This window comes from Massilia sp. LXY-6 (assembly GCF_051233485.1).
Classification (GTDB): domain Bacteria; phylum Pseudomonadota; class Gammaproteobacteria; order Burkholderiales; family Burkholderiaceae_D; genus Telluria.
In genome coordinates this window covers 59,055-79,738 of the sequence record NZ_JBKFGF010000031.1, presented here as the reverse complement: position 1 = coordinate 79,738, position 20,684 = coordinate 59,055, and the positions used below count along the sequence as shown (strand labels likewise).

19 protein-coding genes are annotated in these 20,684 nt (G+C 65.6%); 7 read left to right on the top strand and 12 right to left on the bottom strand.

What is annotated here, in order from left to right; translation table 11 throughout:
* Window positions 1-227 precede the first annotated feature (227 nt).
* The 4 genes from ACI48D_RS15310 to ACI48D_RS15295 are packed head-to-tail and all read left to right on the top strand — an operon-like array spanning window position 228 to window position 4,480.
* On the top strand, window positions 228-1,610 hold the full coding sequence (locus ACI48D_RS15310; protein ID WP_435572089.1) for a phosphomannomutase/phosphoglucomutase: 1,383 nt from the start codon (window positions 228-230) through the stop codon (window positions 1,608-1,610).
* Window positions 1,610-2,590 (top strand): lipopolysaccharide heptosyltransferase I, encoded by a 981-nt coding sequence (gene waaC, locus ACI48D_RS15305; RefSeq protein WP_435572088.1) that lies wholly within the window; start codon window positions 1,610-1,612, stop codon window positions 2,588-2,590. The genes ACI48D_RS15310 and waaC overlap by 1 nt, the downstream gene beginning before the upstream one ends.
* Window positions 2,590-3,876 carry a lipid IV(A) 3-deoxy-D-manno-octulosonic acid transferase gene (gene waaA, locus ACI48D_RS15300; RefSeq protein WP_435572103.1) on the top strand — a complete coding sequence of 429 codons (1,287 nt, stop codon included), beginning with the start codon at window positions 2,590-2,592 and terminating at the stop codon, window positions 3,874-3,876. The genes waaC and waaA overlap by 1 nt, the downstream gene beginning before the upstream one ends.
* Before the next feature lie 46 nt (window positions 3,877-3,922).
* A complete protein-coding gene (locus tag ACI48D_RS15295; protein WP_435572087.1) occupies window positions 3,923-4,480 on the top strand; it encodes a YcxB family protein in 558 nt (185 codons plus the stop codon).
* A gap of 51 nt (window positions 4,481-4,531) precedes the next feature.
* On the opposite strand, the gene ACI48D_RS15290 is transcribed toward ACI48D_RS15295, so the two are convergent.
* From ACI48D_RS15290 to ACI48D_RS15260, 7 genes are all read right to left on the bottom strand, one after another.
* On the bottom strand, window positions 4,532-5,443 hold the full coding sequence (locus ACI48D_RS15290; RefSeq protein WP_435572086.1) for a M48 family metallopeptidase: 912 nt from the start codon (window positions 5,441-5,443) through the stop codon (window positions 4,532-4,534).
* Between the two features lie 65 nt (window positions 5,444-5,508).
* Entirely contained in the window at window positions 5,509-6,240 is a 732-nt protein-coding gene (locus ACI48D_RS15285) for a lysophospholipid acyltransferase family protein (protein ID WP_435572085.1), read from the bottom strand.
* Window positions 6,241-6,311: 71 nt separating this feature from the next.
* Entirely contained in the window at window positions 6,312-6,872 is a 561-nt protein-coding gene (gene gmhB / locus ACI48D_RS15280; RefSeq protein WP_435572084.1) for a D-glycero-beta-D-manno-heptose 1,7-bisphosphate 7-phosphatase, read from the bottom strand.
* Entirely contained in the window at window positions 6,869-8,983 is a 2,115-nt protein-coding gene (gene glyS / locus ACI48D_RS15275) for a glycine--tRNA ligase subunit beta (protein WP_435572083.1), read from the bottom strand. Before glyS ends, gmhB begins: the two co-directional genes overlap by 4 nt.
* Window positions 8,984-8,986: 3 nt before the next feature.
* A complete protein-coding gene (gene glyQ, locus ACI48D_RS15270) occupies window positions 8,987-9,901 on the bottom strand; it encodes a glycine--tRNA ligase subunit alpha (RefSeq protein ID WP_435572082.1) in 915 nt (304 codons plus the stop codon).
* Between the two features lie 112 nt (window positions 9,902-10,013).
* On the bottom strand, window positions 10,014-11,591 hold the full coding sequence (gene lnt / locus ACI48D_RS15265) for an apolipoprotein N-acyltransferase (protein WP_435572081.1): 1,578 nt from the start codon (window positions 11,589-11,591) through the stop codon (window positions 10,014-10,016).
* Complete coding sequence (locus ACI48D_RS15260) at window positions 11,591-12,475, bottom strand: HlyC/CorC family transporter (protein WP_435572102.1); 885 nt, start codon at window positions 12,473-12,475, stop codon at window positions 11,591-11,593. The genes lnt and ACI48D_RS15260 overlap by 1 nt, the downstream gene beginning before the upstream one ends.
* A gap of 154 nt (window positions 12,476-12,629) precedes the next feature.
* Between ACI48D_RS15260 and ACI48D_RS15255 the strand changes: the two genes are divergently transcribed.
* Entirely contained in the window at window positions 12,630-13,133 is a 504-nt protein-coding gene (locus ACI48D_RS15255; protein ID WP_435572080.1) for a (2Fe-2S)-binding protein, read from the top strand.
* A 14-nt stretch (window positions 13,134-13,147) separates the two neighbouring features.
* A complete protein-coding gene (locus ACI48D_RS15250; RefSeq protein ID WP_435572079.1) occupies window positions 13,148-15,391 on the top strand; it encodes a molybdopterin cofactor-binding domain-containing protein in 2,244 nt (747 codons plus the stop codon).
* Window positions 15,392-15,418: 27 nt separating this feature from the next.
* Here the strand turns inward: ACI48D_RS15250 and ybeY are convergent, their stop codons facing one another.
* From ybeY to miaB, 3 genes are read right to left on the bottom strand one after another with little or no spacing between them, the layout of a single operon-like run.
* Window positions 15,419-15,889 (bottom strand): rRNA maturation RNase YbeY, encoded by a 471-nt coding sequence (ybeY, locus tag ACI48D_RS15245; protein WP_435572078.1) that lies wholly within the window; start codon window positions 15,887-15,889, stop codon window positions 15,419-15,421.
* A complete protein-coding gene (locus ACI48D_RS15240; protein ID WP_435572077.1) occupies window positions 15,870-16,973 on the bottom strand; it encodes a PhoH family protein in 1,104 nt (367 codons plus the stop codon). Before ACI48D_RS15240 ends, ybeY begins: the two co-directional genes overlap by 20 nt.
* Window positions 16,970-18,343 carry a tRNA (N6-isopentenyl adenosine(37)-C2)-methylthiotransferase MiaB gene (miaB, locus tag ACI48D_RS15235; RefSeq protein ID WP_435572076.1) on the bottom strand — a complete coding sequence of 458 codons (1,374 nt, stop codon included), beginning with the start codon at window positions 18,341-18,343 and terminating at the stop codon, window positions 16,970-16,972. Before miaB ends, ACI48D_RS15240 begins: the two co-directional genes overlap by 4 nt.
* A gap of 614 nt (window positions 18,344-18,957) precedes the next feature.
* Between miaB and ACI48D_RS15230 the strand changes: the two genes are divergently transcribed.
* Window positions 18,958-19,302: a hypothetical protein gene (locus tag ACI48D_RS15230; RefSeq protein ID WP_435572075.1), complete on the top strand. Its 345-nt coding sequence runs from the start codon at window positions 18,958-18,960 to the stop codon at window positions 19,300-19,302.
* Between the two features lie 110 nt (window positions 19,303-19,412).
* Here ACI48D_RS15230 and ACI48D_RS15225 read toward each other — a convergent pair whose 3' ends face one another.
* A complete protein-coding gene (locus ACI48D_RS15225; RefSeq protein ID WP_435572074.1) occupies window positions 19,413-20,255 on the bottom strand; it encodes an HDOD domain-containing protein in 843 nt (280 codons plus the stop codon).
* Window positions 20,252-20,584, bottom strand: coding sequence for a hypothetical protein (locus ACI48D_RS15220; protein ID WP_435572073.1), 333 nt, complete (start codon window positions 20,582-20,584; stop codon window positions 20,252-20,254). The genes ACI48D_RS15225 and ACI48D_RS15220 overlap by 4 nt, the downstream gene beginning before the upstream one ends.
* Window positions 20,585-20,684 lie beyond the last annotated feature (100 nt).

Here is a 20,684-nt window from a genome sequence, read left to right as displayed (position 1 = left end):
CGCGCTCGCCGCCGCCTGATCCGCGGCGGCGGATTGCCGCATCGATCGCGTTTGCCGATCCTCCCCCCGCTTTCCCGTTTTTCCTTTCCCCGGCCCCTTCGGCCAGCCGAACCGCCTCCTCCGCACAGCAGAGCGCAGCGTTCCCAAGCCCCGTGCTTGCCATTACAATGTCAACTTCATAAGCGATTCCACGCGCCGATCCACGTCACTTCATCAAGGTATAAGTAATGGTCCCTCTCTCGAAAACGATCTTCAAGGCATATGACATCCGCGGCGTGCTCGGCAGCACTCTCGACGCCGGCATCGCGAAAAAGATCGGTCAGGCCTTCGGCGCCGCGGCGCTGGCGAAGGGGGAGCGCAAGGTCGTGATCGGCCGCGACGGCCGCCTGTCGGGCCCTGAACTGGCCGCCGCGCTGGCCGAGGGCCTGCGCGAAGCGGGCGTGGATGTGATCGACCTCGGCATGGTCGCGACCCCGATGGTGTATTTCGCCACCAACGTGCTGGACGCGCATAGCGGCATCATGGTCACCGGCAGCCACAACCCGCCCGACTACAACGGCTTCAAGATGGTGCTGGCCGGCGAAGCGATCTACGGCGACGCGATCCTGGCGCTGTATCAAGGGATCGAGCGCGGCGATTTCGCGCCGGCGGCCAGCCAGGGCGGCTACACCACCCACGACATCCGCGACGCCTACATCCGGCGCATCGCCGGCGACGTCAAGATCGCCCGTCCGATCAAGATCGCGGTCGATGCCGGCAATGGCGTGGCCGGCGCCTTCGTCGGCGAGCTGTACCGCGCGATGGGCTGCGAGGTGACGGAACTGTTCTGCGAAGTCGACGGCCACTTCCCGAACCACCATCCGGACCCGGCGCATCCGGAAAACCTGCAGGACCTGATCGACGCCGTGCGCAACGGCGACGCCGAGATCGGCCTGGCCTTCGACGGCGACGGCGACCGCCTCGGCGTGGTCACCAAGGATGGCCAGATCATCTTCCCGGACCGTCAGATGATGTTGTTCTCGGCCGACGTCCTGTCGCGCAACCCGGGCGCCGAGATCCTGTACGACGTCAAGTGCACGCGCCACCTCGGCCCCTGGATCGCGGAGCACGGCGGCCGCTCGCTGATGTGGAAGACCGGCCACTCGCTGGTCAAGGCCAAGCTGAAGGAAACCGGCGCCCCGCTGGGCGGCGAGATGAGCGGCCACATCTTCTGGAAGGATCGCTGGTTCGGCTTCGACGATGGCCTGTACACCGGTGCGCGCCTGCTCGAGATCCTGACCAGGAGCAGCGACCCGTCCGCGGTGCTGAATGCGCTGCCGAAGGCCAGCAGCACACCGGAACTGCACCTGCACCTGCAGGAAGGCGAGAACTTCGCGCTGATCGAGAAGCTGCGCCTCGAGGCCGAGTTCCCGGGCGCCGAGCGCGTGGTCGACATCGATGGCCTGCGCGTCGAGTACCCGGATGGCTTCGGCCTGGCGCGCGGCTCGAACACCACCCCGGTGGTGGTGCTGCGCTTCGAAGGCGAGACCCCGGAAGCGCTCGACCGCATCCAGAAGGAATTTGCGCGCGTAATCCTGGCCGCCAAGCCCGACGCCCACCTGCCGTTCTGATGAAGATCCTGCTGGTGCGGGTGTCGTCCCTGGGCGACGTCCTGCACAACCTGCCGATGGTGGCCGACATCCTGCGCCACCATCCCGATGCCCGGATCGACTGGGTGGTGGAAGAGGGCTACGTCAGCCTGGTGCGCCTGAACCCGCACGTGCGCAAGGTGATCCCGTTTGCGCTGCGACGCTGGAAGAAAGGGCTCAAGCACCGGGCCGTGCGCGCCGAAGTCCGCGCCTTCTTCCGCGACCTGCGCGCCGAAGAATACGACTATGTGTTCGACACCCAGGGCCTGATCAAGACCGGCCTGATCATGGCCGCCGCGCGCGTGCGCCCGGGCGGCCAGAAGATCGGGATGGCGAACGGCACCGAGGATTCGGGCTACGAAGCTGCCTCGCGCATCTTCCACAGCCGCAGCATTCCGGTCGAGCCGCGCACCCATGCGGTGGAGCGTGGCCGCGTGGTCGCCGCCGCCGCGCTCGGCTATGCGCTGGACACCCCGCCCGACTTCGGCCTGCCGGCACCCGACCCGGCCCGGCGCCCGGCCTGGATGCCGGCCGGCGAATATGCCGTGTTCTTCCACGGGACCGCGCGCGACGCCAAGAAGTGGGCCACCGCCAACTGGATCGCGCTCGGCCATGCATTGGCACCCTTGCCCATCCTGCTGCCCTGGGGTTCGCCGAAGGAAAAGGACGAAGCCGAACGGCTGGCCGCGGCGCTGCCGAACGCCACCGTGCTGCCGAAGCTGTCGATGATGGATGCGGTCGAACTGGCCCGCCATGCGGCGCTGGCGGTCGGCGTCGACACCGGCCTGACCCATATCGCCGCGGCGTTCGTGCGCCCCACGGTCGAGATCTACGGCGATTCGCCGCGCTGGAAGACCGAGGGCAACTGGTCGCCGCGCATCGTCAACCTCGGGGATACCGGCAGTCCGCCGTCGATCGACGAGGTCGTCGGCGCCGCCCGGCGCCTGCTGGAGCAAGCTTGATACGGCTGTTCTACTCCCTGATGTGGTGGCTGGCGCTGCCGCTGGTGCTGGGCCGCCTGTGGTGGCGCGGGCGCCGCGAGCCCGGCTACCGCAGCCACCTTGGCGAACGGCTGGGATTCTACGGCCCGGCGCCGGGGCCGGACCGGCAACTGCGCCGTACGATCATGGTGCATGCGGTGTCGGTCGGCGAGACCCGCGCCGCCGAGCCGCTGGTCGAGGCCCTGCTGCGCGCATGGCCCGACTGCCGCATCCTGCTGACCCACATGACCCCCACCGGCCGTGCCACCGGCAAGGCGCTGTTCTCCAAACATGGGGAGCGCGTCATCCAGTCCTTCCTGCCCTACGATACCGGTTTCATGGTCGGCCGCTTCCTGCGCCATTTCGCGCCTTCGGTCTGCATCCTGATGGAGACCGAGGTATGGCCCAACCTGATCGCCGGCTGCGCCGCGCACAGCGTGCCGGTGGCGCTGGTGAACGCGCGCCTGTCGGAACGGTCGCTGCGGCGCGGGAAGCGCTTTGGCGGCCTGATGATGGAAGCGGCGCGCGGCATCACGCTGGCCGCGGCCCAGACCGAGGCGGATGCCGCACGCATCGCCTCGCTGGGCGCGCCGCGGGTCGCCGTCACCGGCAGCATCAAGTTCGACGTGGTGCCTCCCGAAGCTGCGCTGCAGACCGGCGCCATGCTGCGCGCGCGGTTCGCCCGGCGCCCGGTGCTGCTGTGCGCCTCGACCCGCGAGGGCGAGGAGGCGCTCATCCTCGACGCCTACCGCGCGCTGGCGCATCAACCGCCAGGCATGCTGCTCCTGCTGGTGCCGCGCCATCCGCAGCGTTTCGACGAGGTCGCGCAGATGGTCCGCGAACGCGGCCTGAGCCTGGCGCGCAGGTCGGCCTTGCCGGAAGGGAGCAACGGCGAGGTCGACAGCGACGTCCTGCTGGGCGATTCGATGGGCGAGATGTTCGCCTACTACGCCGCCTGCGACTGCGCCTTCATCGGCGGCAGCCTGCTGCCGCTGGGCGGCCAGAACCTGATCGAAGCCTGCGCCGTCGGCAAGCCGGTGCTGGTCGGCAAGCACACCTTCAACTTCCTGCAGGCGACCGAGGAAGCCGTCGCGGCCGGCGCTGCGCTGCGCGTGCCCGATGCTGGCGCACTGATGAGCGAGGCAGCCCGCTTGCTGGGCGACGAGGCCGCGCGCGCGCGGATGAGCGAACAGGCGCTGGCCTTCGCCGGGCGCCATCGCGGTGCGACCGTGCGCACTGTTGAACTCTTGCGACAATTTATTCGTTAACTTTTGTTACCATTCTCTTTAGCTTGAATAACGAAAGGGGATGCACATGTTGTGGTCTAATCGTGCGCGAGCGGGCGGCAACGTGGATGGCGGCGCCGCGCTCATGGACGCGCCTGAAATGACGGACTTGGGAGCCGACGCGATGCCGCCGGCACCGATTCCGGTCGTGCATCCTCCCGCAGCGCTGTACAGCCTGCATTTCTGGGTACGCTATTCGCTCGGCGAATACATGCGCTTCATGTGGGAGCACGGCGGCTACCTGATCCGCCGCCGCCACATCCGCTGGCCGATGGCCCTGTACCTGCGCGTCAAGAGCACGCTGTCGGCCGCCATGCACTTCGTGCTGCTGCGACGCGGCCGCCGCACCTACGAATTCACCATCGACCAGCATGGCATCGTGCGCACCAGCGACACCGGCGTGACCCTGATCGGCTGGGACGACGTGGCGCGCATCCGCACTTACACGAACGGCTTCATGATGGTGCTCAAGCGCGGGACCCTGCCGATTCCGTTCCGCTGCCTGAGCGCGAAAGAGGTCGATGCGATGAAGGGAATCGCCGCGGCGCGCGCGGCGGGGGAATTGCAGCTGCGCGGCACGGCGTAATGTGTGCGTGGGGTCATTAAGGCTGGGGCCTTAATGACGGTGCCCACGCCATCATTCATCCGGAAACAAGACCGGCATCTCGACCGAACGCTTCCTGAGCGCCGACTTGGCGCCGTCATAGTCCGGGAAGACTTCGCCCACCACGGTCCAGAAGCGCGGGCTGTGGTTCATCTCGCGCAGGTGGGCCAGTTCGTGCACCACCACGTAATCCAGCAGTGCCAGCGGATAGTGGATCAGCTTCCAGTTCAGGCGGATGTTGCCGGCCACCGTGCACGAGCCCCAGCGCGTGCCGGCCGACGACAGCGCGAACGCCTTGTAGCTCACGCCCACGCGCGGCGCGTACAGGTCCAGGCGTTCGCGGAACATGCGTTTCGCCTCGTCCTGGAACCACAGCTTGACGCGTTCGCGGATCTGCCACTCCGACAGCCCCGGCGTCACGCCCAGGCGCAGCTCGCGCGACTCCTCGTCGAACAGACAGTGGCTGCGCGTGGCGTCCTGCAGGCGCATCACGATGTCGCCACCCAGATAGGGCAGGCGCGCGCCGTCGACCCATTCCACCGGCGCTCGCTGCTCGCGCAGCGTGCGCCGCTCGGCGCGTTCGAACAGCTTGGTCAGGATCCAGCCCTGCTTGGCGCGGATGGCGCGCTCGATGTCGTCCATCGGCGCGCGCCGCGGCGAGGTCACGTGCAGGCCGTCGTCGCTGATCATGAAGCCGTGGGAACGCCGCGCCGAGCGGCGCAGCACGTAGTGGACGGTGTGCGACCCGAGCTGGATCTTGCGCAGCGGCGCGTCGTTCGGGCCGACCGGCGGAACCGGCAGGGTGCGGGTCGGGCTCGGGGGCGCCCTGAACAGCGGGACGGGCGGCTTGGGTGCCGCCGGTGGCGATGCGGTGGGCTTGAACGCCGCAAAAAGTTCTTGCGCGAACAGCTCGAGCTGTGTCGCGTCGGTCTTGGGGGAGGTCATGGTGGGCTGCAGCGCTGGTACTTTGGATGGTGCTGTCATCTGCGCGCCCAACTCATTCAGGTACCTCAGTAGACGTGGGGCGAAATGACGCGCATTTCCGATTCTATCCAATTTTCGACCTCTTGCATCAGACTGTCGGGAGTGTGGTTTTCTGGCGATATCGGCTTGCCAATCGAGACGGTGATCAGGCCCGGACGCTTGATGAACGAGTTCTTGGGCCAGCACTCGCCTGAATTATGCGCGATCGGAACAACCACGGCACCTGTCTCGATTGCCAGGCGCGTGCCGCCGCTTTTGTATTTACCCTTCTGACCGACCGGGATACGGGTCCCTTCGGGGAACATGATGATCCACTGGCCGTCGGCCAGGCGGCGCTTGCCGTGCCGGACCACGTTGGCGAATGCGTTCTTGCCTTGCTTGCGGTCGATCGGGATCATGCGCAGCAGCGCCATGGCCCAGCCGAAGAAGGGGATGTACAGGATTTCCTTCTTGAAGACGAAGACCAGCGGATGCGTCATGTTCGGCAGCAGGAAGATGGTCTCCCAGGCCGACTGGTGTTTCGACAGCAGGATCGCCGGACCGTCAGGCAGGTTCTCGTAGCCCTTGAACTGGTAGCGGATGCCGCAGATGGTCTTGGCGCACCAGATGATGAAGACATTCCAGCGCGAGGTGATCCAGAAACGCGTGTTGTACTTGAAGGGCGCGGCGAGGAAGCAGATGCAGGCCCAGACGACGGTGGCGACCACCATCACGATCGTGAACAACAGGGAACGCAGGAACAGGGTGGCAGTACGCAAGAACGGTCTCCGGGACGTGGATCGGATGGTGGTGCGGGTTAAGCTCAACAGCATCGGCTCAGCTTAGCAGATCAAGGGGCAGGCGGACTAGTGGCAGCTTGCTTGAGGAAGGCGGTCACCATCGCGGCGAGGTCCGGGAAGATCTGGGTGCCGGGCGGCAGGCCGCCGGTGGCGTAGGTCTTCTCGCCCTTGCCGGTCAGGACCAGATAGGGTGCGCAGCCGCTGATGAAGCCGGCCTGCAGGTCGCGCAGCGAATCGCCGACGGTCGGTACGCCCTTCAGGCTGAGCTTGAAGCGCTTGCTGATCTCCTCGAACATCCCGGCCTTCGGCTTGCGGCAGTCGCAGTTGTCGATCGCCGCGTGCGGGCAGAAGAAGATGGCGTCGATGTCGGCGCCGGCCAGCTGGGCCGCCGCATGCATCTTCTGGTGGATCGCGTTCAGCGTGGTGATGTCGAACAGTTCGCGGGCGATGCCCGACTGGTTCGACGCCACCACCACGCGGTAGCCGGCCTGGTTCAGGCGCGCGATCGCCTCGAGCGATCCCGGGATCGGGATCCACTCGGCGGGCGACTTGATGAACTCGGGGGAGTCATGGTTGATGACCCCGTCCCGGTCGAGGATGACCAGTTTCATGCTGCCAGCTTCGAGATGTCGGCCACGCGGTTCATCATGCGGTGCAGGATGGCGAGCAGGGCCAGGCGGTTATTGCGCAGCTTGACGTCCTCGGCCATCACCATCACGTCGTTGAAGAAGGCGTCGACGTCGTCGCGCAGCTGGGCCAGGGTGCGCAGCGTACCCGTAAAGTCGCCGCGCTCGAAGGCCGCGTCGACTTCCGGCTGCACGCGCTGCACGCTGGCGTACAGCTTCTTCTCGGCCTCGTCCTGCAGCAGCGAGGGATCGACCGAACCCGCCTGGGCGAGCGCTTCCTCGTTCTTCTTGAGGATGTTGGCGATGCGCTTGTTGGCGGCGGCCAGCGAGGCGCTTTCCGGCAGCGCGGCGAAGGACTGCACGGCTTCCAGGCGCTGCACCACGTCGTCCACGCGGTCCGGGTTCTGCGCCAGCACCGCTTCCACCTCGTTCGGCGAGAAGCCGCGGTCGCGCAGCAGGCCGCGCAGGCGGTCCAGCATGAAGGCGCTTACTTCCTGGGTCGGGTCCTTGAAGGCGGCCATGTAGTCGAACACGCCGGCGGCATCCGCCAGCAAGTCGGAAATGCCCAGCGGCAGGCGCTTCTCGACCAGCATGCGCATCACGCCCAGCGCATGGCGGCGCAGCGCGAACGGATCCTTCTCGCCGGTCGGCTGCAGGCCGATCGACCAGATGCCGACCAGGGTTTCCAGCTTGTCCGCCAGCGCCACCACCAGGCCGGTGTTGGTCGAGGGCAGGGCGTCGCCGGAGAAGCGCGGCTGGTAGTGTTCGGACGCGGCCAGCGCCACTTCTTCGTTCTCGCCGTCGTTGCGGGCATAGTAGGTGCCCATGATGCCCTGCAGCTCCGGGAACTCGCCGACCATATCGGTCAGCAGGTCGGCCTTGGCCAGCTGGGCGCCGCGTTCGGCCAGCAGCACGTCGTAGCCGAGGCGGCGCGCGATGGCGCCGGCCAGGCGGGTGACGCGCTGGGTGCGTTCAAGCTGGGTGCCGAGCTTGTTGTGGTAGACCACGTTGGCCAGCAGCGGCAGGCGCGATTCCAGCGACTTCTTCTTGTCCTGCTCGAAGAAGAACTTGGCGTCCGACAGGCGCGGGCGCACCACGCGCTCGTTGCCGCCGACGATGGCGCTCGGGTCATCGGTCTGCAGGTTCGAGACGATCAGGAAGCGCGAACGCAGGCGGCCAGCAGCGTCCGTCAGCGCGAAGTACTTCTGGTTGGTCTGCATGGTCAGGATCAGGCATTCCTGCGGCACCGACAGGAACAGGTCCTCGAACCGGCACTCGTAGACCACCGGCCATTCGACCAGCGCGGCGACTTCGTCCAGCAGCGCTTCCGGCATCAGCACCTGGTCGGCGCCGGCCTTGGCCAGCAACTGGGCGCGGATCGATTCCTTGCGCTCTTCGGAACTGGCGACCACCTTGCCCTGTTCCTTCAGCATGGCGGCGTACTGGTCGGGGTGGGCGATGTCGAAGGGCTGGCCGTTCGACAGGAAGCGGTGGCCCAGGGTGGAACGGCCGCTCGCCAGACCGAGCAGCGACAGCGGCACGACGGCGTCGCCGTGCAGCGCCAGCAGGGAGTGCACCGGACGCACGAACTGCACGGTCTCGCCGTCCGGGCGCTGGTAGCTCATGAGCTTCGGGATCGGCAGCTTGGCGACGGCATCGATCAGCACCGGCTGCAGGCCGTCGGAAAGCGCGCTGCCCGGCGCGGTATGGCTATAGAAGAAGCTCTCGGCCTTGCCGTCCTGGGCGCGTTCGAGGTCGGCGATCTTCAGGTCGGGGAAGCCGAGCGCGGCCAGCTTCTTGGCCAGCGGCGCGGTCGGGTTGCCGTCCTTGTCCAAGGCCACCGCAACCGGCAGCATCTTTTCGCGGATCGCCTTGTCCGGCGAGGTGGCGCGCACCTTGGTGATCGCTACCGCCAGGCGGCGCGGGGTGGAATAAGCGGTGACGACGCTGTCGGCTTCGAGGAAGTCGCGCGCCTTCAGGCCGTTGGCGATGCCGTTCGCAAAAGCGGCGCCCAGTTTGACGAGGGCCTTCGGCGGCAGCTCTTCGGTTTGCAGCTCAATCAGCAAGGTCTGAGCGAGTGGGGTCTGGTTCATCATTCTTTATTCTTTCGGGAGCATCGGGAAGCCGAGCTTCTCGCGCGAATCGTAATAAGCCTGGGCGACCAGGCGCGACAGCGTGCGCACGCGGCCGATGTAGGCGGCGCGCTCGGTGACGGAGATCGCGCCGCGCGCGTCCAGCAGGTTGAAGCTGTGCGAGGCCTTCATGATCTGCTCGTAGGCCGGCAGGGTCAGTTCCAGCTCGATCAGGCGCTTGGCTTCGCTCTCGTGGTTGCCGAAGGCCTGGAACAGCAGCTCGGTATTCGAGTGCTCGAAGTTGTAGGTCGACTGTTCGACCTCGTTCTGGTGGAACACGTCGCCATACAACATGCGTTTCGTCACCGTTTCGCCGGCCGGCCCCTTCTCTTCCCACTCGGTCCACACCAGGTCGTAGACGTTTTCCACGCCCTGCAGGTACATCGCCAGGCGTTCGATGCCGTAGGTGATCTCGCCCAGCACCGGCTTGCAATCCAGGCCGCCGACCTGCTGGAAGTAGGTGAACTGGGTCACCTCCATGCCGTTCAGCCAGACTTCCCAGCCCAGGCCCCAGGCGCCCAGGGTCGGGCTTTCCCAGTCGTCCTCGACGAAACGGACGTCATTCTTCTTCAGGTCCAGGCCCAGCGCTTCCAGCGAGCCGAGGTAGAGCTCGAGGATGTTTTCCGGGGCCGGCTTGAGCACCACCTGGTACTGGTAATAGTGCTGCAGGCGGTTCGGGTTCTCGCCATAGCGGCCGTCCTTCGGGCGGCGCGAGGGCTGGACGTAGGCGGCGCGCCACGGCTCAGGGCCGATCGCGCGCAGGAAGGTGCCGGTATGGAAGGTGCCCGCGCCGACTTCCATGTCGTACGGCTGGAGCAGGGCGCAGCCTTGCTTGTCCCAGTAGGTTTGCAAGGTCAAAATGATTTGTTGGAATGTGAGCATCTTGTAGGCTTCGGGCACTCGGGCCGCGAACACGGTGAGTTTGCTAAAACACCAATTTTAGCGGTTTTTGACGGCTGACTCGACATCGAAACGCGAATCAGCCGGGATTTGGTTAATTTTCTTCGCTTGTCGCCGGGCGCTTGCGCATCGTCCCGCCCAGCCAGGCCGCGCCCAGCATCAGCGCCCCGAGTGCCAGGAAGGCCCAGTTGCCGAAGCGGATATACGGCGTACTGCCGGCCATGCCCTGCACCTTCGCCGTCAGCACGTCCTGGCGGTAGTAGGGGATGAGCTGCTGGACCCGGCCGCGGCCGTCGATGACGGCGGTGGCGCCGTTGTTGGTCGCGCGCAGCATCGGGCGGCCCGTCTCGAGCGAGCGCATGCGCGAGATCTGCAAGTGCTGCGGAATCGCCACCGACTCGCCGTACCAGGCCAGGTTCGACACATTCAGCAGCAGCGTGGCCGGGCGCGGGGCGTCGCGCAGCTGCTGCGCGATCTCTTCGCCGAACACGTCCTCGTAGCAGATATTGGGCAGCACCAGCTGGTCCTTCACCGGGAACGGCGCCTGCACCGCCGGGCCGCGGGTGAAGTCGCCCAGCGGGATGTTCATCAGGTTGGTGAACCAGCGGAAGCCGGTCGGGATGAATTCGCCGAACGGCACCAGGTGGTGCTTGTCATAGCGGTAGGACTGGCCCTGCGGGCCGATGCCGGCCACGCTGTTGGCATAGGCGGTGGGGCCGTCGGCCAGCGGGATCCCGAACAGGTAGAAGCTGCCGGTGCGCTTCGCATACTCGTTAAAAGTGGCGAGGTAGTCGGGCGGCAGCTGTTGCGGGAACACGGGGATCGCGGTTTCCGGCGCGGCGATCAGGTCGGCCGGCGCGGCGGTCATCATGTCGCGGTAGCGCACCAGGATCTCGTTCAGGTAGGCGGCGGCGAATTTCTCGTCCTGGCGGATGTTCCCCTGCAGCAGGCGCACGCCGATCGGCTGGCCGACCGGGTGGGTCCATTCGACATGCGACAGGTCCCAGCCGGCCGCCAGCACGCCGGCCGCCAGGCCGAGCGCCGGCAGCTTGCGGCGCTGGGTCAGCATCACCAGGCTGGATGCGCACACGGCCACCAGCACGCCGATGCCATAGACTCCCAGGATCGGCGCGAAGCCGGCCAGCGGCGCCGTATTGTGGGCATAGCCGGAGGCGGCCCAGGGGAACCCGGTGAAGACCCAGCCGCGCATCCATTCCGACACGCCCCACATTGCCGGGAACACCAGCAGCAGGAAGGCGGGAACGGGCAGCGACCAGCGCTTCCTCAGCCAGGTGGAGGCACCTGCGGCGAACGCGGCGAACAGGCCCATGTACAGGCCGAGCAGGGCGATCGCGGCGGCCGACAGCGGCGCGGCCAGGCCGCCGAAGCGGTTCAGTGCGATATACAGCCAGTGCATGCCGGCCACCGACCAGCCGAAGCCGAAGGCCCAGCCGAGCCAGAGCGCGCGGCGGGTCGAGCTGCCCATGCCGACCTGGTAGAAGAAATAGGCCAGGCAAAGGAACTGCAGCGGCCACCAGCCGAAGGGTTCGAAGGAGAACAGGCTCAGCGCCCCGGCGATGGCGGCGGCGGCCAGGCCGGGCAGGGAAGGGCGGGTGCCGCGCAGCGCCGGGTCCGGCGCGACGGCCGGGCGGGTACGGCGGCGCAGAATCATCAGTCGTGCTCGTCGTCGCCGTCGCGCGCCGGCAGTTTTTCGACCAACAGCACATGGATCTGGCGCGCGTCGGCGCGCAGCACTTCGAAGCGAAGATTCTTCAGGTCGAACACCTCGCCCTTGTGCGGCATGCGTCCCAGGTGGCTGGCCACCAGGCCGCCAATGGTGTCGACGTCGTCCTCGGGCAGGTCGACCCCGATCTCTTCGTTGAACTGGTCGATTTCGGTAAGTGCCTTGACGCGCCAGCGCGGGCCGAAATGGCCTTCCTTGATCGAGAGGATGTTGTCTTCTTCCTCGTCGAAGTCGTATTCGTCCTCGATGTCGCCGACGATCTGCTCGAGCACGTCCTCGATGGTGATCAGGCCGGCCACGCCGCTGTACTCGTCGACCACGATGGCCATGTGGTTATGGTTGGCGCGGAAGTCGCGCAGCAGCACGTTCAGGCGCTTCGATTCGGGGATGAAGATGGCGGGGCGCAGCATGTCGCGCACGTCGAAGGATTCCTCGGCGTAGTAGCGCAGCAGGTCTTTGGCGAGCAAAATGCCGACCACCTTGTCGCGTTCGCCCTCGATGGCGGGAAAGCGCGAGTGCGCCGTTTCCAGCACGATCGGCAGCCATTCCTCGATCGGTTTGGTGATGTCGATGACGTCCATCTGCGAACGCGGGACCATGATGTCGCGCACCGACAGGTCGGAAACCTGGAACACGCCCTCGATCATGGAGAGGGCATCGGCGTCGATGAGGTTGCGTTCGTGGGCGTCGTGCAGCACTTCGAGCAGCTCGGCGCGATTTTCGGGCTCGGGGGAGATCAGGGCGGTCAGCCGTTCGAAGAGGGACCGGTGGGTTTTGACGTCCGTGCGGACATCAGCAGGGTGCTCGGGCATAGTTGGCGTGAAGCCGTTGTTGCGATGGGCATTAGGATACACCAAAAGCTGCCATGCCTGTTTTTTATGCAGTCCAGATAGCGCGGCGCTGGTGTGCGCCACCGATGCATGTGCTTGCCATATAGTTGCTCATTCGCTAGCGAAGGAGCTTCCCATGCCCGGCCTGAATATCAACGGCACCACGACCAATCTCGACGTCCCCGACGACATGCCCCTGCTGTGGGCGATCCGCGACGTGCTCGGCCTGACCGGCACCAAGTTCGGTTGCGGCGCCGCCCTGTGCGGCGCCTGCACCGTCCACCTGGACGGCCAGCCGATCCGCTCCTGCGTCACCCCGGTCTCGGCGGCGGCGGGCAAGAAGATCACGACCATCGAGGCGATCGGCAACGATCCGGTTGGCGCCAGGGTGCAGGACGCGTGGCGCCAGGTCGACGTCGTGCAGTGCGGGTACTGCCAGTCGGGCCAGATCATGTCGGCCACCGCGCTGCTGCAGGCGAACCCGAAGCCGAGCGACGCCGACATCGACGGCGCCATGGCCGGCAACATCTGCCGCTGCGGCACCTATGGCCGGATCCGCAAGGCGATAAAAATTGCAGCGGGCATCCCGTCCCCGGCGGTGGCGCCCTCCGCCCAGCCGGCGCCGGCCCGCAAGGCGTGATCGGAGGAGCGCACATGGACATCAAGGAAAACGTATCAAACGCGCGCCGCGGCTTCATGAAGGCCGGCGCGGCAGCCGGCGGCAGCCTGCTGTTCGGCTTTTCGCTGTTCGGCTGCAGTCGCGCCGGCGACGGCAAGGAAGGGCAGAACGACCGCAAGGAGCCGCCGTCCGAGAAGGCGGTCGGCCAGGCCGCCACCGCCGCCTCCGAGCCGGCGGGCCTGGCCCATGACGCCTTCATCCGCATCGACCGTGACGGCATCGTCACGCTCATCATCCACAAGGTCGAGATGGGGCAGGGCACCTTCACCTCGATGCCGATGCTGCTGGCCGAGGAGCTCGGCGCCGACCTGTCGAAGGTGAAGCTGGAGCAGGCGCCGGCCGACAACAGTTTATATGCCGACCCGCTGCTGGGCGGGCAGGTGACGGGCGGCTCGACCTCGGTGCGCGGCGCCTGGAAGCCGCTGCGCGAGGCCGGCGCCAAGGTGCGCACGGTGCTGGTGCAGGCAGCGGCCCAGACCTGGAAGGTCGACGAGAAGGAGCTCAAGGTGGTCGGCGGGACCGTGCGCCACGACGCCTCGAACCGATCGGCCCATTTCGGCCAGCTGGTCGATGCCGCCTCCAAGCTGAACTTCCCGAAGACGGTGACGCTGAAGGACGCGGCCGGCTTCACCCTGATCGGCAAGTCGACGAAGCGCCTGGATTCGCCGGCCAAGGTCAACGGCCAGGCCTTGTTCGGCATCGACGCGCGCCTGCCGAACATGGGCATCGCGGCGGTGATGGCCTCGCCGGTCCTGGGAGGCAAGGTGACGGCGGTGGACGAGCAGAAGGCGATGGCGGTCAAGGGCGTGCGCCAGGTGCTGCGCATCGAAGGCGCGGTGGCGGTAGTGGCCGACAACTTCTGGACCGCCAAGCAGGGCCTGGCGGCGGCGGCCCCGCAATTCGACGACGGTCCGAACGCCAAGGTCAGCACCGCCTCGATCGTGGCCGACATGGCCAAGGCCTCGGAGGGCACCGGCGCGGTCGCCACCAACAAGGGCGACGCCCTGAAGGCGCTGGCCCAGGAAGGCGGGCGCCGCATCGACGCGGTCTACGAGATGCCCTTCCTCGCGCACGCGACCATGGAACCGATGAACTGCACGGTCGACCTGCGCCCCGATGCCTGCGAGCTGTGGGTCGGCACCCAGGTGCCGGCGCTGGCGCAGGGCGCGGCGGCCAAGCTCACCGGCCTGCCGGTCGAGAAGGTCAAGGTGCACAACCACTACCTGGGCGGCGGTTTCGGACGCCGGCTGGAAGTCGACAACGTGATCCAGGCGGTGGCCTTCGCCAAGCTGGCCAAGGGCCCGCTGAAGGTCATCTGGACGCGCGAGGAAGACATCCAGCACGACATGTACCGTCCTTATTATTACGACCGCCTGTCGGCAAGGCTCGACAACAAGGGCATGCCGAGCGCCTGGTTCCACCGCGTGACCGGTTCCTCGATCATGTCTCGCTTCGCCCCGCCGATGGTCAAGAACGGCGTCGACCCGGATGCCGTGGAAGGCGCGGCCGACCTGCAGTACGCGATTCCCGCCATGCGCGTCGAGTACGTGCGCCACGAGCCGCCCGGCGTGCCGACCGCGTTCTGGCGCGGCGTCGGCCCGACCCACAATATCTTCGTGGTCGAGAGCTTCATCGACGAGCTGGCGTATGCGGGCAAGACCGACCCGGTCGCGTTCCGGCGTTCGCTGCTGACCAAATCGCCGCGCACGCTGGCGGTGCTGAATCTGGCGGCCGAGAAGGCGGGCTGGGGCCGGCCGCTGAAGCCGGTGGCGGGGCGCAAGGTCGGGCGCGGCGTGTCGACCCAGTTCGCGTTCGGCAGCTACATGGCCCAGGTGGCGGAAGTGTCGGTCGGCCCGGACGGCGACGTGCGCGTGCACCGTGTGGTGTGCGCGGTCGACTGCGGCCAGAACGTCAACCCGGACGGCATCGTCGCGCAGATGGAAGGCGGGATCGTGTTCGGCGCCAGTGCCGCGCTGTGGGACCAGATCACCATCGAGAATGGCCGGGTGCAGCAGACCAATTTCGGCGACTACCGCGTGATGCGCATGAACGAGGCGCCGACGGTCGAGGTGTATATCGTCAACAGCCACGACGAGCCGGGCGGGATCGGCGAGCCGGGGACGGCGGGGATTGCGCCGGCGATTGCCAACGCCGTGTTTGCGGCGACGGGGAAAAGGGTGCGGAAGCTGCCGATCGGGGAGCAGTTGAAGAAAGCGTAGGGTGGGCACGTGGTGCCCACCCTACGGTTAATCCTCCGCGTACGGATCCGGATACTCCAGCACTTCCATGATGTCGCGCTCGAGCTGTTCCATCTCCTCGGCTTCCTCGTCGTTCTCGTGGTCGAAGCCCTGCGCGTGCAGCACGCCGTGCACCACCAGGTGGGCGACGTGTTCCTCGACCGTCTTCTTCTGTTCCTCGGCCTCGCGCTGCAGCACGTCGGTGCAGAGCACGATGTCGGCCTGAGTCGGCTCGTCGTCGGCCAGTTCGGCGCCTTCGTTGTAGGCGAAGGTCAGCACGTTGGTGGCGTAGTCCTTGCCGCGGTAGTCGCGGTTGAGCTGCTGGCCTTCCGCGGCGTCGACGAAGCGGATCGCCAGCTCGGCCGGGCCGAGCAGGGAGGCCTGGACCCAGCGTTCGATCATCGCGGGCGTGATCGAGGCTTCCAGGCGGGTGTCGGGATACTGGACGTCCAGTTCGAGCTTATGCTTTTTTTCTTGCATTTCGGTTCACGGGTTTGGCCACGCCGGGCAGGGCGCCGAGCTCCTGCATCGAGGCGGATTTTTCGTAGGCGTCGACGATGCGGCCCACCAGCGGGTGGCGCACCACGTCGGCACTGGAGAACTGGCTGAAGGCGATGCCGCGCACGTCCTTCAATACATGCATCGCGTCGACCAGGCCGCTGCGCTGGGTCTTGTGCAGGTCGACCTGGGTGACGTCGCCGGTGACCACGGCCTTGCTGCCGAAGCCGATGCGGGTCAGGAACATCTTCATCTGCTCGACCGTCGTGTTCTGGGCTTCGTCCAGGATCACGAAGGCATGGTTCAGCGTGCGCCCGCGCATGAAGGCCAGCGGGGCGATCTCGATGACCTGCTTCTCGAACAGCTTCTGGGTGCGGTCGAAGCCGAGCAGGTCGTACAGCGCATCGTACAGCGGGCGCAGGTAGGGATCGACCTTCTGCGCGAAGTCGCCCGGCAGGAAGCCGAGGCGCTCGCCGGCTTCCACCGCCGGGCGGGTCAGGATGATGCGCTTGACGGCGTCGCGCTCGAGGGCATCGACCGCGCAGGCGACCGCAAGATAGGTCTTGCCGGTGCCGGCCGGGCCGATGCCGAAGCTGATGTCGTGTTCCAGCACCGCCTTCAGGTACTGGATCTGGTGCGGGGTGCGGCCGCGCAGGTCGCTGCGGCGGGTCTTCAGCATCGGGCTGACCAGCTCGCCGGCTTCTTCGCCGCCCTCGGCTTCTTCGCTGAGCGCCTCGCCCGGCTCCTTTTTCAGCTCGGCCGCGGCGGGGGCGTCGGCGATGGCCGGCGTCAGGCCGGCGCGCTGTTCGACCAGGGCCAGCTGGACTTCCTCGATCGGTACGACCTTGTTGGCGACCGCGTAGAAACGTTCGAGCAGCTCGACCGCGCGCTCGGCGTTGGTGCCGCTGACGATGAACTTCTCACCGCGCCGGAAGATGGTGACGTCGAGCGCCGCCGAAATCTGGCGCAGGTTTTCGTCGAGCGGACCGCACAGGTGGGCGAGCCGCGTGTTATCGAGCGGCTCGGGGATGAAGTACGAAGGCTGGGTGGGTGTCTGGGTTTTCAAAGGTTTTGGCAATCGTATTCAAGGTTGGCGACCAGGTCGCCGCGCAGGGTGTAATCCAGGCTTTCGGTGATGCGCACGTCGACCAGCTGGCCGACCAGCGTCTCGCCGAGTTCGCCCGGGGCGAAGTTTACGACGCGGTTGTTCTCGGTGCGGCCGGCAAGCTCGCCGAGGCCCTTTTTAGAGGGGCCTTCGACCAGGATGCGCTGCACGCTGCCGACCATGCTTGCGCTGGTCTTGCGGGTGTTCAGGTCGATCCGGGCCTGCAGGCGCTGCAGGCGCGCCAGCTTGACCTCGTGCGGGGTGTCGTCCTCGAGGTTGGCGGCCGGGGTGCCGGGGCGCTTGCTGAAGATGAAGCTGAAACTGTTGTCGAAGCCGACGTCTTCCACCAGCTTCATCATCGCCTCGAAATCGGCCTCGCTCTCGCCAGGGAAGCCGACGATGAAGTCGGACGAGATCGAGATGTCGGGGCGCACTGCCTTGATGCGGCGGATGATGGATTTGTATTCGAGGCCGGTATAGCCGCGCTTCATGGCCTGCAGGATGCGGTCGGAACCGTGCTGCACCGGCAGGTAGAGGTGGTTCACCAGTTGCGGGATCTTGGCGTAGGCGTCGATCAGGCGCTGGGTGAATTCCTTCGGGTGGCTGGTGACGAAGCGCAGGCGCTCGATGCCGGGGATCGCGGCGATGTATTCGAGCAGCAGGGCAAAATCAGCATACTGCGCGGCACTCTCACCGCCCTCCATCAGGCCGCGGTAGGCGTTCACGTTCTGGCCCAGCAGCATGATCTCCTTCACGCCCTGGGCGGCCAGGCCGGCGACTTCGGTCAGCACGTCCTCGAAGCGGCGCGAGACTTCCTCGCCGCGGGTATACGGCACCACGCAGTAGCTGCAGTACTTGCTGCAGCCTTCCATGATCGAGACGTAGGCGACCGGTCCCTCGACCTTGGCGGGCGGCAGGTGGTCGAATTTCTCGATTTCCGGGAAGCTGATGTCGACCTGGGCCGCGCCGGACGCGCGGCGCGCCTGGATCATCTGCGGCAGGCGGTGCAGGGTCTGCGGGCCGAACACCAGGTCGACGTGGGGCGCGCGCTTGACGATCGCCGCGCCTTCCTGGGAAGCGACGCAGCCGCCCACACCGATCACGAGGTCCGGCTTGCCGCGCTTGAGCTCCTTCAGGCGGCCAAGGTCGGAGAAGACTTTTTCCTGTGCTTTTTCACGCACCGAACAGGTATTGAAGAGGATGACGTCGGCATCCTCCGCGGTGTCGGTGCGTACGAGACCTTCGGACGCGCCGAGCACGTCCGCCATCTTGTCCGAGTCGTACTCGTTCATTTGGCAACCGAAGGTCTTGATGAATACTTTTTTCTGCATGGCTGATGCTTTGACAAGTGAATTCCAGTTTACCGTAAATCGGAAACACGCCAGGAAATGGGCGTGTGCGCATCGTTTCGGTGCTACTGGGAATGGTTAATTTCCAAACCAAAAGTTTTGATACAGTCAGTTACATTGTTAAATATTGAAATCGCATTGCTAGCTGTTATGTTTAGCTTGTAGGAACGAATATTTTATTTCTTCTTGTAAATCAAAGAGTTCCTGCGGAACAGCAACTGCAAATTTAGTTAAAGAAAACTCTTGCGTGCGCCACAATCTGTCACCATGTGCTGAAATGACTGTATGACAAGCTTTCCAAACGATAGCTTGATATCGACCAATGATTTTCGTGCTCAGGTCGGGTGTGAACTCGACATATGAGTTTGATAATTTGTTCGAAAAACAAGTGCGTAAGGGAAGCGAGTTAGGAGCGCACGGGATCCGGGGCCGTTGTCGACGCGCAGAAGCTTAATCGTTCGGTAACGTGATCCGGGAACTTATGTTGACGAAACGAAGTCTTTAACAAAGTTCGTAAGAGAACTATTTTAACCACTCACGAGGTAATCATGGCACATCACGCTCTGTCTTCACAGGAAAGCTACAACCCGAACCACTTGCTGGACATCCTGCTCGGCAAGATGCAGCTGAAGAACGACGCAGCGCTGTCGCGCATGCTGGAAGTCGCTCCGCCGGTGATCAGCAAGATCCGTCACCATCGCCTGCCGGTCGGTGCGTCGCTGCTGATCCGTATGCACGAAGTGACCGGCATGAGCATCCGCGACCTGCGCGACCTGATGGGCGATCGCCGCACCAAATATCGCCTGTCCGACGCACAAGGCCGCCCGAAGCCTGAAGAAAAAGCTGCGAAAGAGGCCGCCGCTCAGCAAGCCGCTCAGCAGCAACAAGCCCAGCCGCAAGATCAAAGCGAGGCTTCGAAATCCGGCAATTATGCGCACTGATGCCGTAGGCATGACAGCCGGTCCTGTCATGCCTTCGGCTAGACCCGGCAGCGGGTTCGCATCCGCTGCCGTCACTTGAAGGCCATCCTGAGCCTGGAGGTTGAAAGACCTCACGCCATCAGGATGGCCGACATCTCTTCCAGTTGCTGTTCCGTTTCGCGGAACAGATCCAGATACGCTTCCTCGTTCAAACCCATTGCATCCCAGGCCACGCTGGACAGCGCCGGCACCAGTTCATCTTCCTCGCCCGCCAGGTCGAGCGCATGGACGACCGCGTTGGCGACATGGACGATGGCAGCCAGGAAACCCGCCCCCGGCGTCCCGGGCGCGTGGTGGTAGGCGATCGCCTGGCGCATCGTGTCCGAAAAGTTCCAATGCTCGGCCAGGGCCACCCCGGCCTCCACATGATCGACGCCCAGTATGGCGCGCTCGGCATCCAGCCACTCGCCATTGTGTTTCCTGCGCCAGGCCAACACCTCGCCGTAGGCCTGCGGATGACCGCTCACCAGCACCAGGCGGCCTATGTCGTGCAGCAAGCCTGCCGTGAAGGCGACATCCTGGTTGAAGCGCAGGCGCCGCGCCAGCGAACGGGAGCAGGCTGCGGTCGCGATCGAATGGCGCCAGAACGCCTTGTCGTTGAAGCCCGGACAGCGTCCATTCGGGAAACAGCCGGTGACGGCCGCCGCCGTGATCAGGTTGCGCGTGGTCTGGAAGCCGAGGAAAGTAATCGCTTGCTGGATCGTCGCGACTTTGACCTGCAGGCCGTAGGAGGACGAATTCGCCAGGCGCAGGGTCTTGGCGGTCAGGGCCTGGTCGTAGGAAACCTTTTTCGCCAGTACCGAGATGTCGACGTTTTCCTGCTCGAGGTTGCTGAGCAGTTCCATCACGACGGCGGGCAGGGAAGGCAGGTCCTGCACGCCCTGGGCCAGTCGTTCCGAAGAGAACATGCTCATGGCTGCACCTTGCGTCCCAGGCGGAAATCCTCGACGTATTGGCGCAGGATGCCAGTTGCCCAGTCACTATGGTTGCCGCGCTCATGATTGCGGAACACGCGGTCCAGCCTTTGCTGGAGGCGGCCCGGGTCGATCGTGGCTACGGGACGGTCGGCGGCCAGGATGGGCAGCATCTCGATGCCGTGCCGGGCCAGCGATGCCAGCATGCCCTCGCTCAGCACCACGCCGTGCGCCAGCAGCACGTTCCCCTTCCCGTCGCGCAGCACCTCGCCCAGCATCATGCCGGGCTGGACCTCGGCCAGGGGTGTCATCCGGTAAGCCCTATTCATGCGTACCTCTTGCTTTTTGTTAACGGATTTATATTACCATCCGGCATGGATGAAAGATTGGTCGGACCGGCAAGACGCCGAAAACTGTTGTATTCTCGGC

Coding starts and splice junctions, on each gene's coding strand:
- ACI48D_RS15310 (WP_435572089.1), top strand. CDS start 228: ATGGTCCCTCTCTCGAAAACGATCTTCAAGGCATATGACATCCGCGGC.
- waaC (WP_435572088.1), top strand. CDS start 1,610: ATGAAGATCCTGCTGGTGCGGGTGTCGTCCCTGGGCGACGTCCTGCAC.
- ACI48D_RS15295 (WP_435572087.1), top strand. CDS start 3,923: ATGTTGTGGTCTAATCGTGCGCGAGCGGGCGGCAACGTGGATGGCGGC.
- ACI48D_RS15290 (WP_435572086.1), bottom strand. CDS start 5,443: ATGACCTCCCCCAAGACCGACGCGACACAGCTCGAGCTGTTCGCGCAA.
- gmhB (WP_435572084.1), bottom strand. CDS start 6,872: ATGAAACTGGTCATCCTCGACCGGGACGGGGTCATCAACCATGACTCC.
- glyS (WP_435572083.1), bottom strand. CDS start 8,983: ATGATGAACCAGACCCCACTCGCTCAGACCTTGCTGATTGAGCTGCAA.
- glyQ (WP_435572082.1), bottom strand. CDS start 9,901: ATGCTCACATTCCAACAAATCATTTTGACCTTGCAAACCTACTGGGAC.
- lnt (WP_435572081.1), bottom strand. CDS start 11,591: ATGATTCTGCGCCGCCGTACCCGCCCGGCCGTCGCGCCGGACCCGGCG.
- ACI48D_RS15260 (WP_435572102.1), bottom strand. CDS start 12,475: ATGCCCGAGCACCCTGCTGATGTCCGCACGGACGTCAAAACCCACCGG.
- ACI48D_RS15255 (WP_435572080.1), top strand. CDS start 12,630: ATGCCCGGCCTGAATATCAACGGCACCACGACCAATCTCGACGTCCCC.
- ACI48D_RS15250 (WP_435572079.1), top strand. CDS start 13,148: ATGGACATCAAGGAAAACGTATCAAACGCGCGCCGCGGCTTCATGAAG.
- ybeY (WP_435572078.1), bottom strand. CDS start 15,889: ATGCAAGAAAAAAAGCATAAGCTCGAACTGGACGTCCAGTATCCCGAC.
- miaB (WP_435572076.1), bottom strand. CDS start 18,343: ATGCAGAAAAAAGTATTCATCAAGACCTTCGGTTGCCAAATGAACGAG.
- ACI48D_RS15225 (WP_435572074.1), bottom strand. CDS start 20,255: ATGAGCATGTTCTCTTCGGAACGACTGGCCCAGGGCGTGCAGGACCTG.
- ACI48D_RS15220 (WP_435572073.1), bottom strand. CDS start 20,584: ATGAATAGGGCTTACCGGATGACACCCCTGGCCGAGGTCCAGCCCGGC.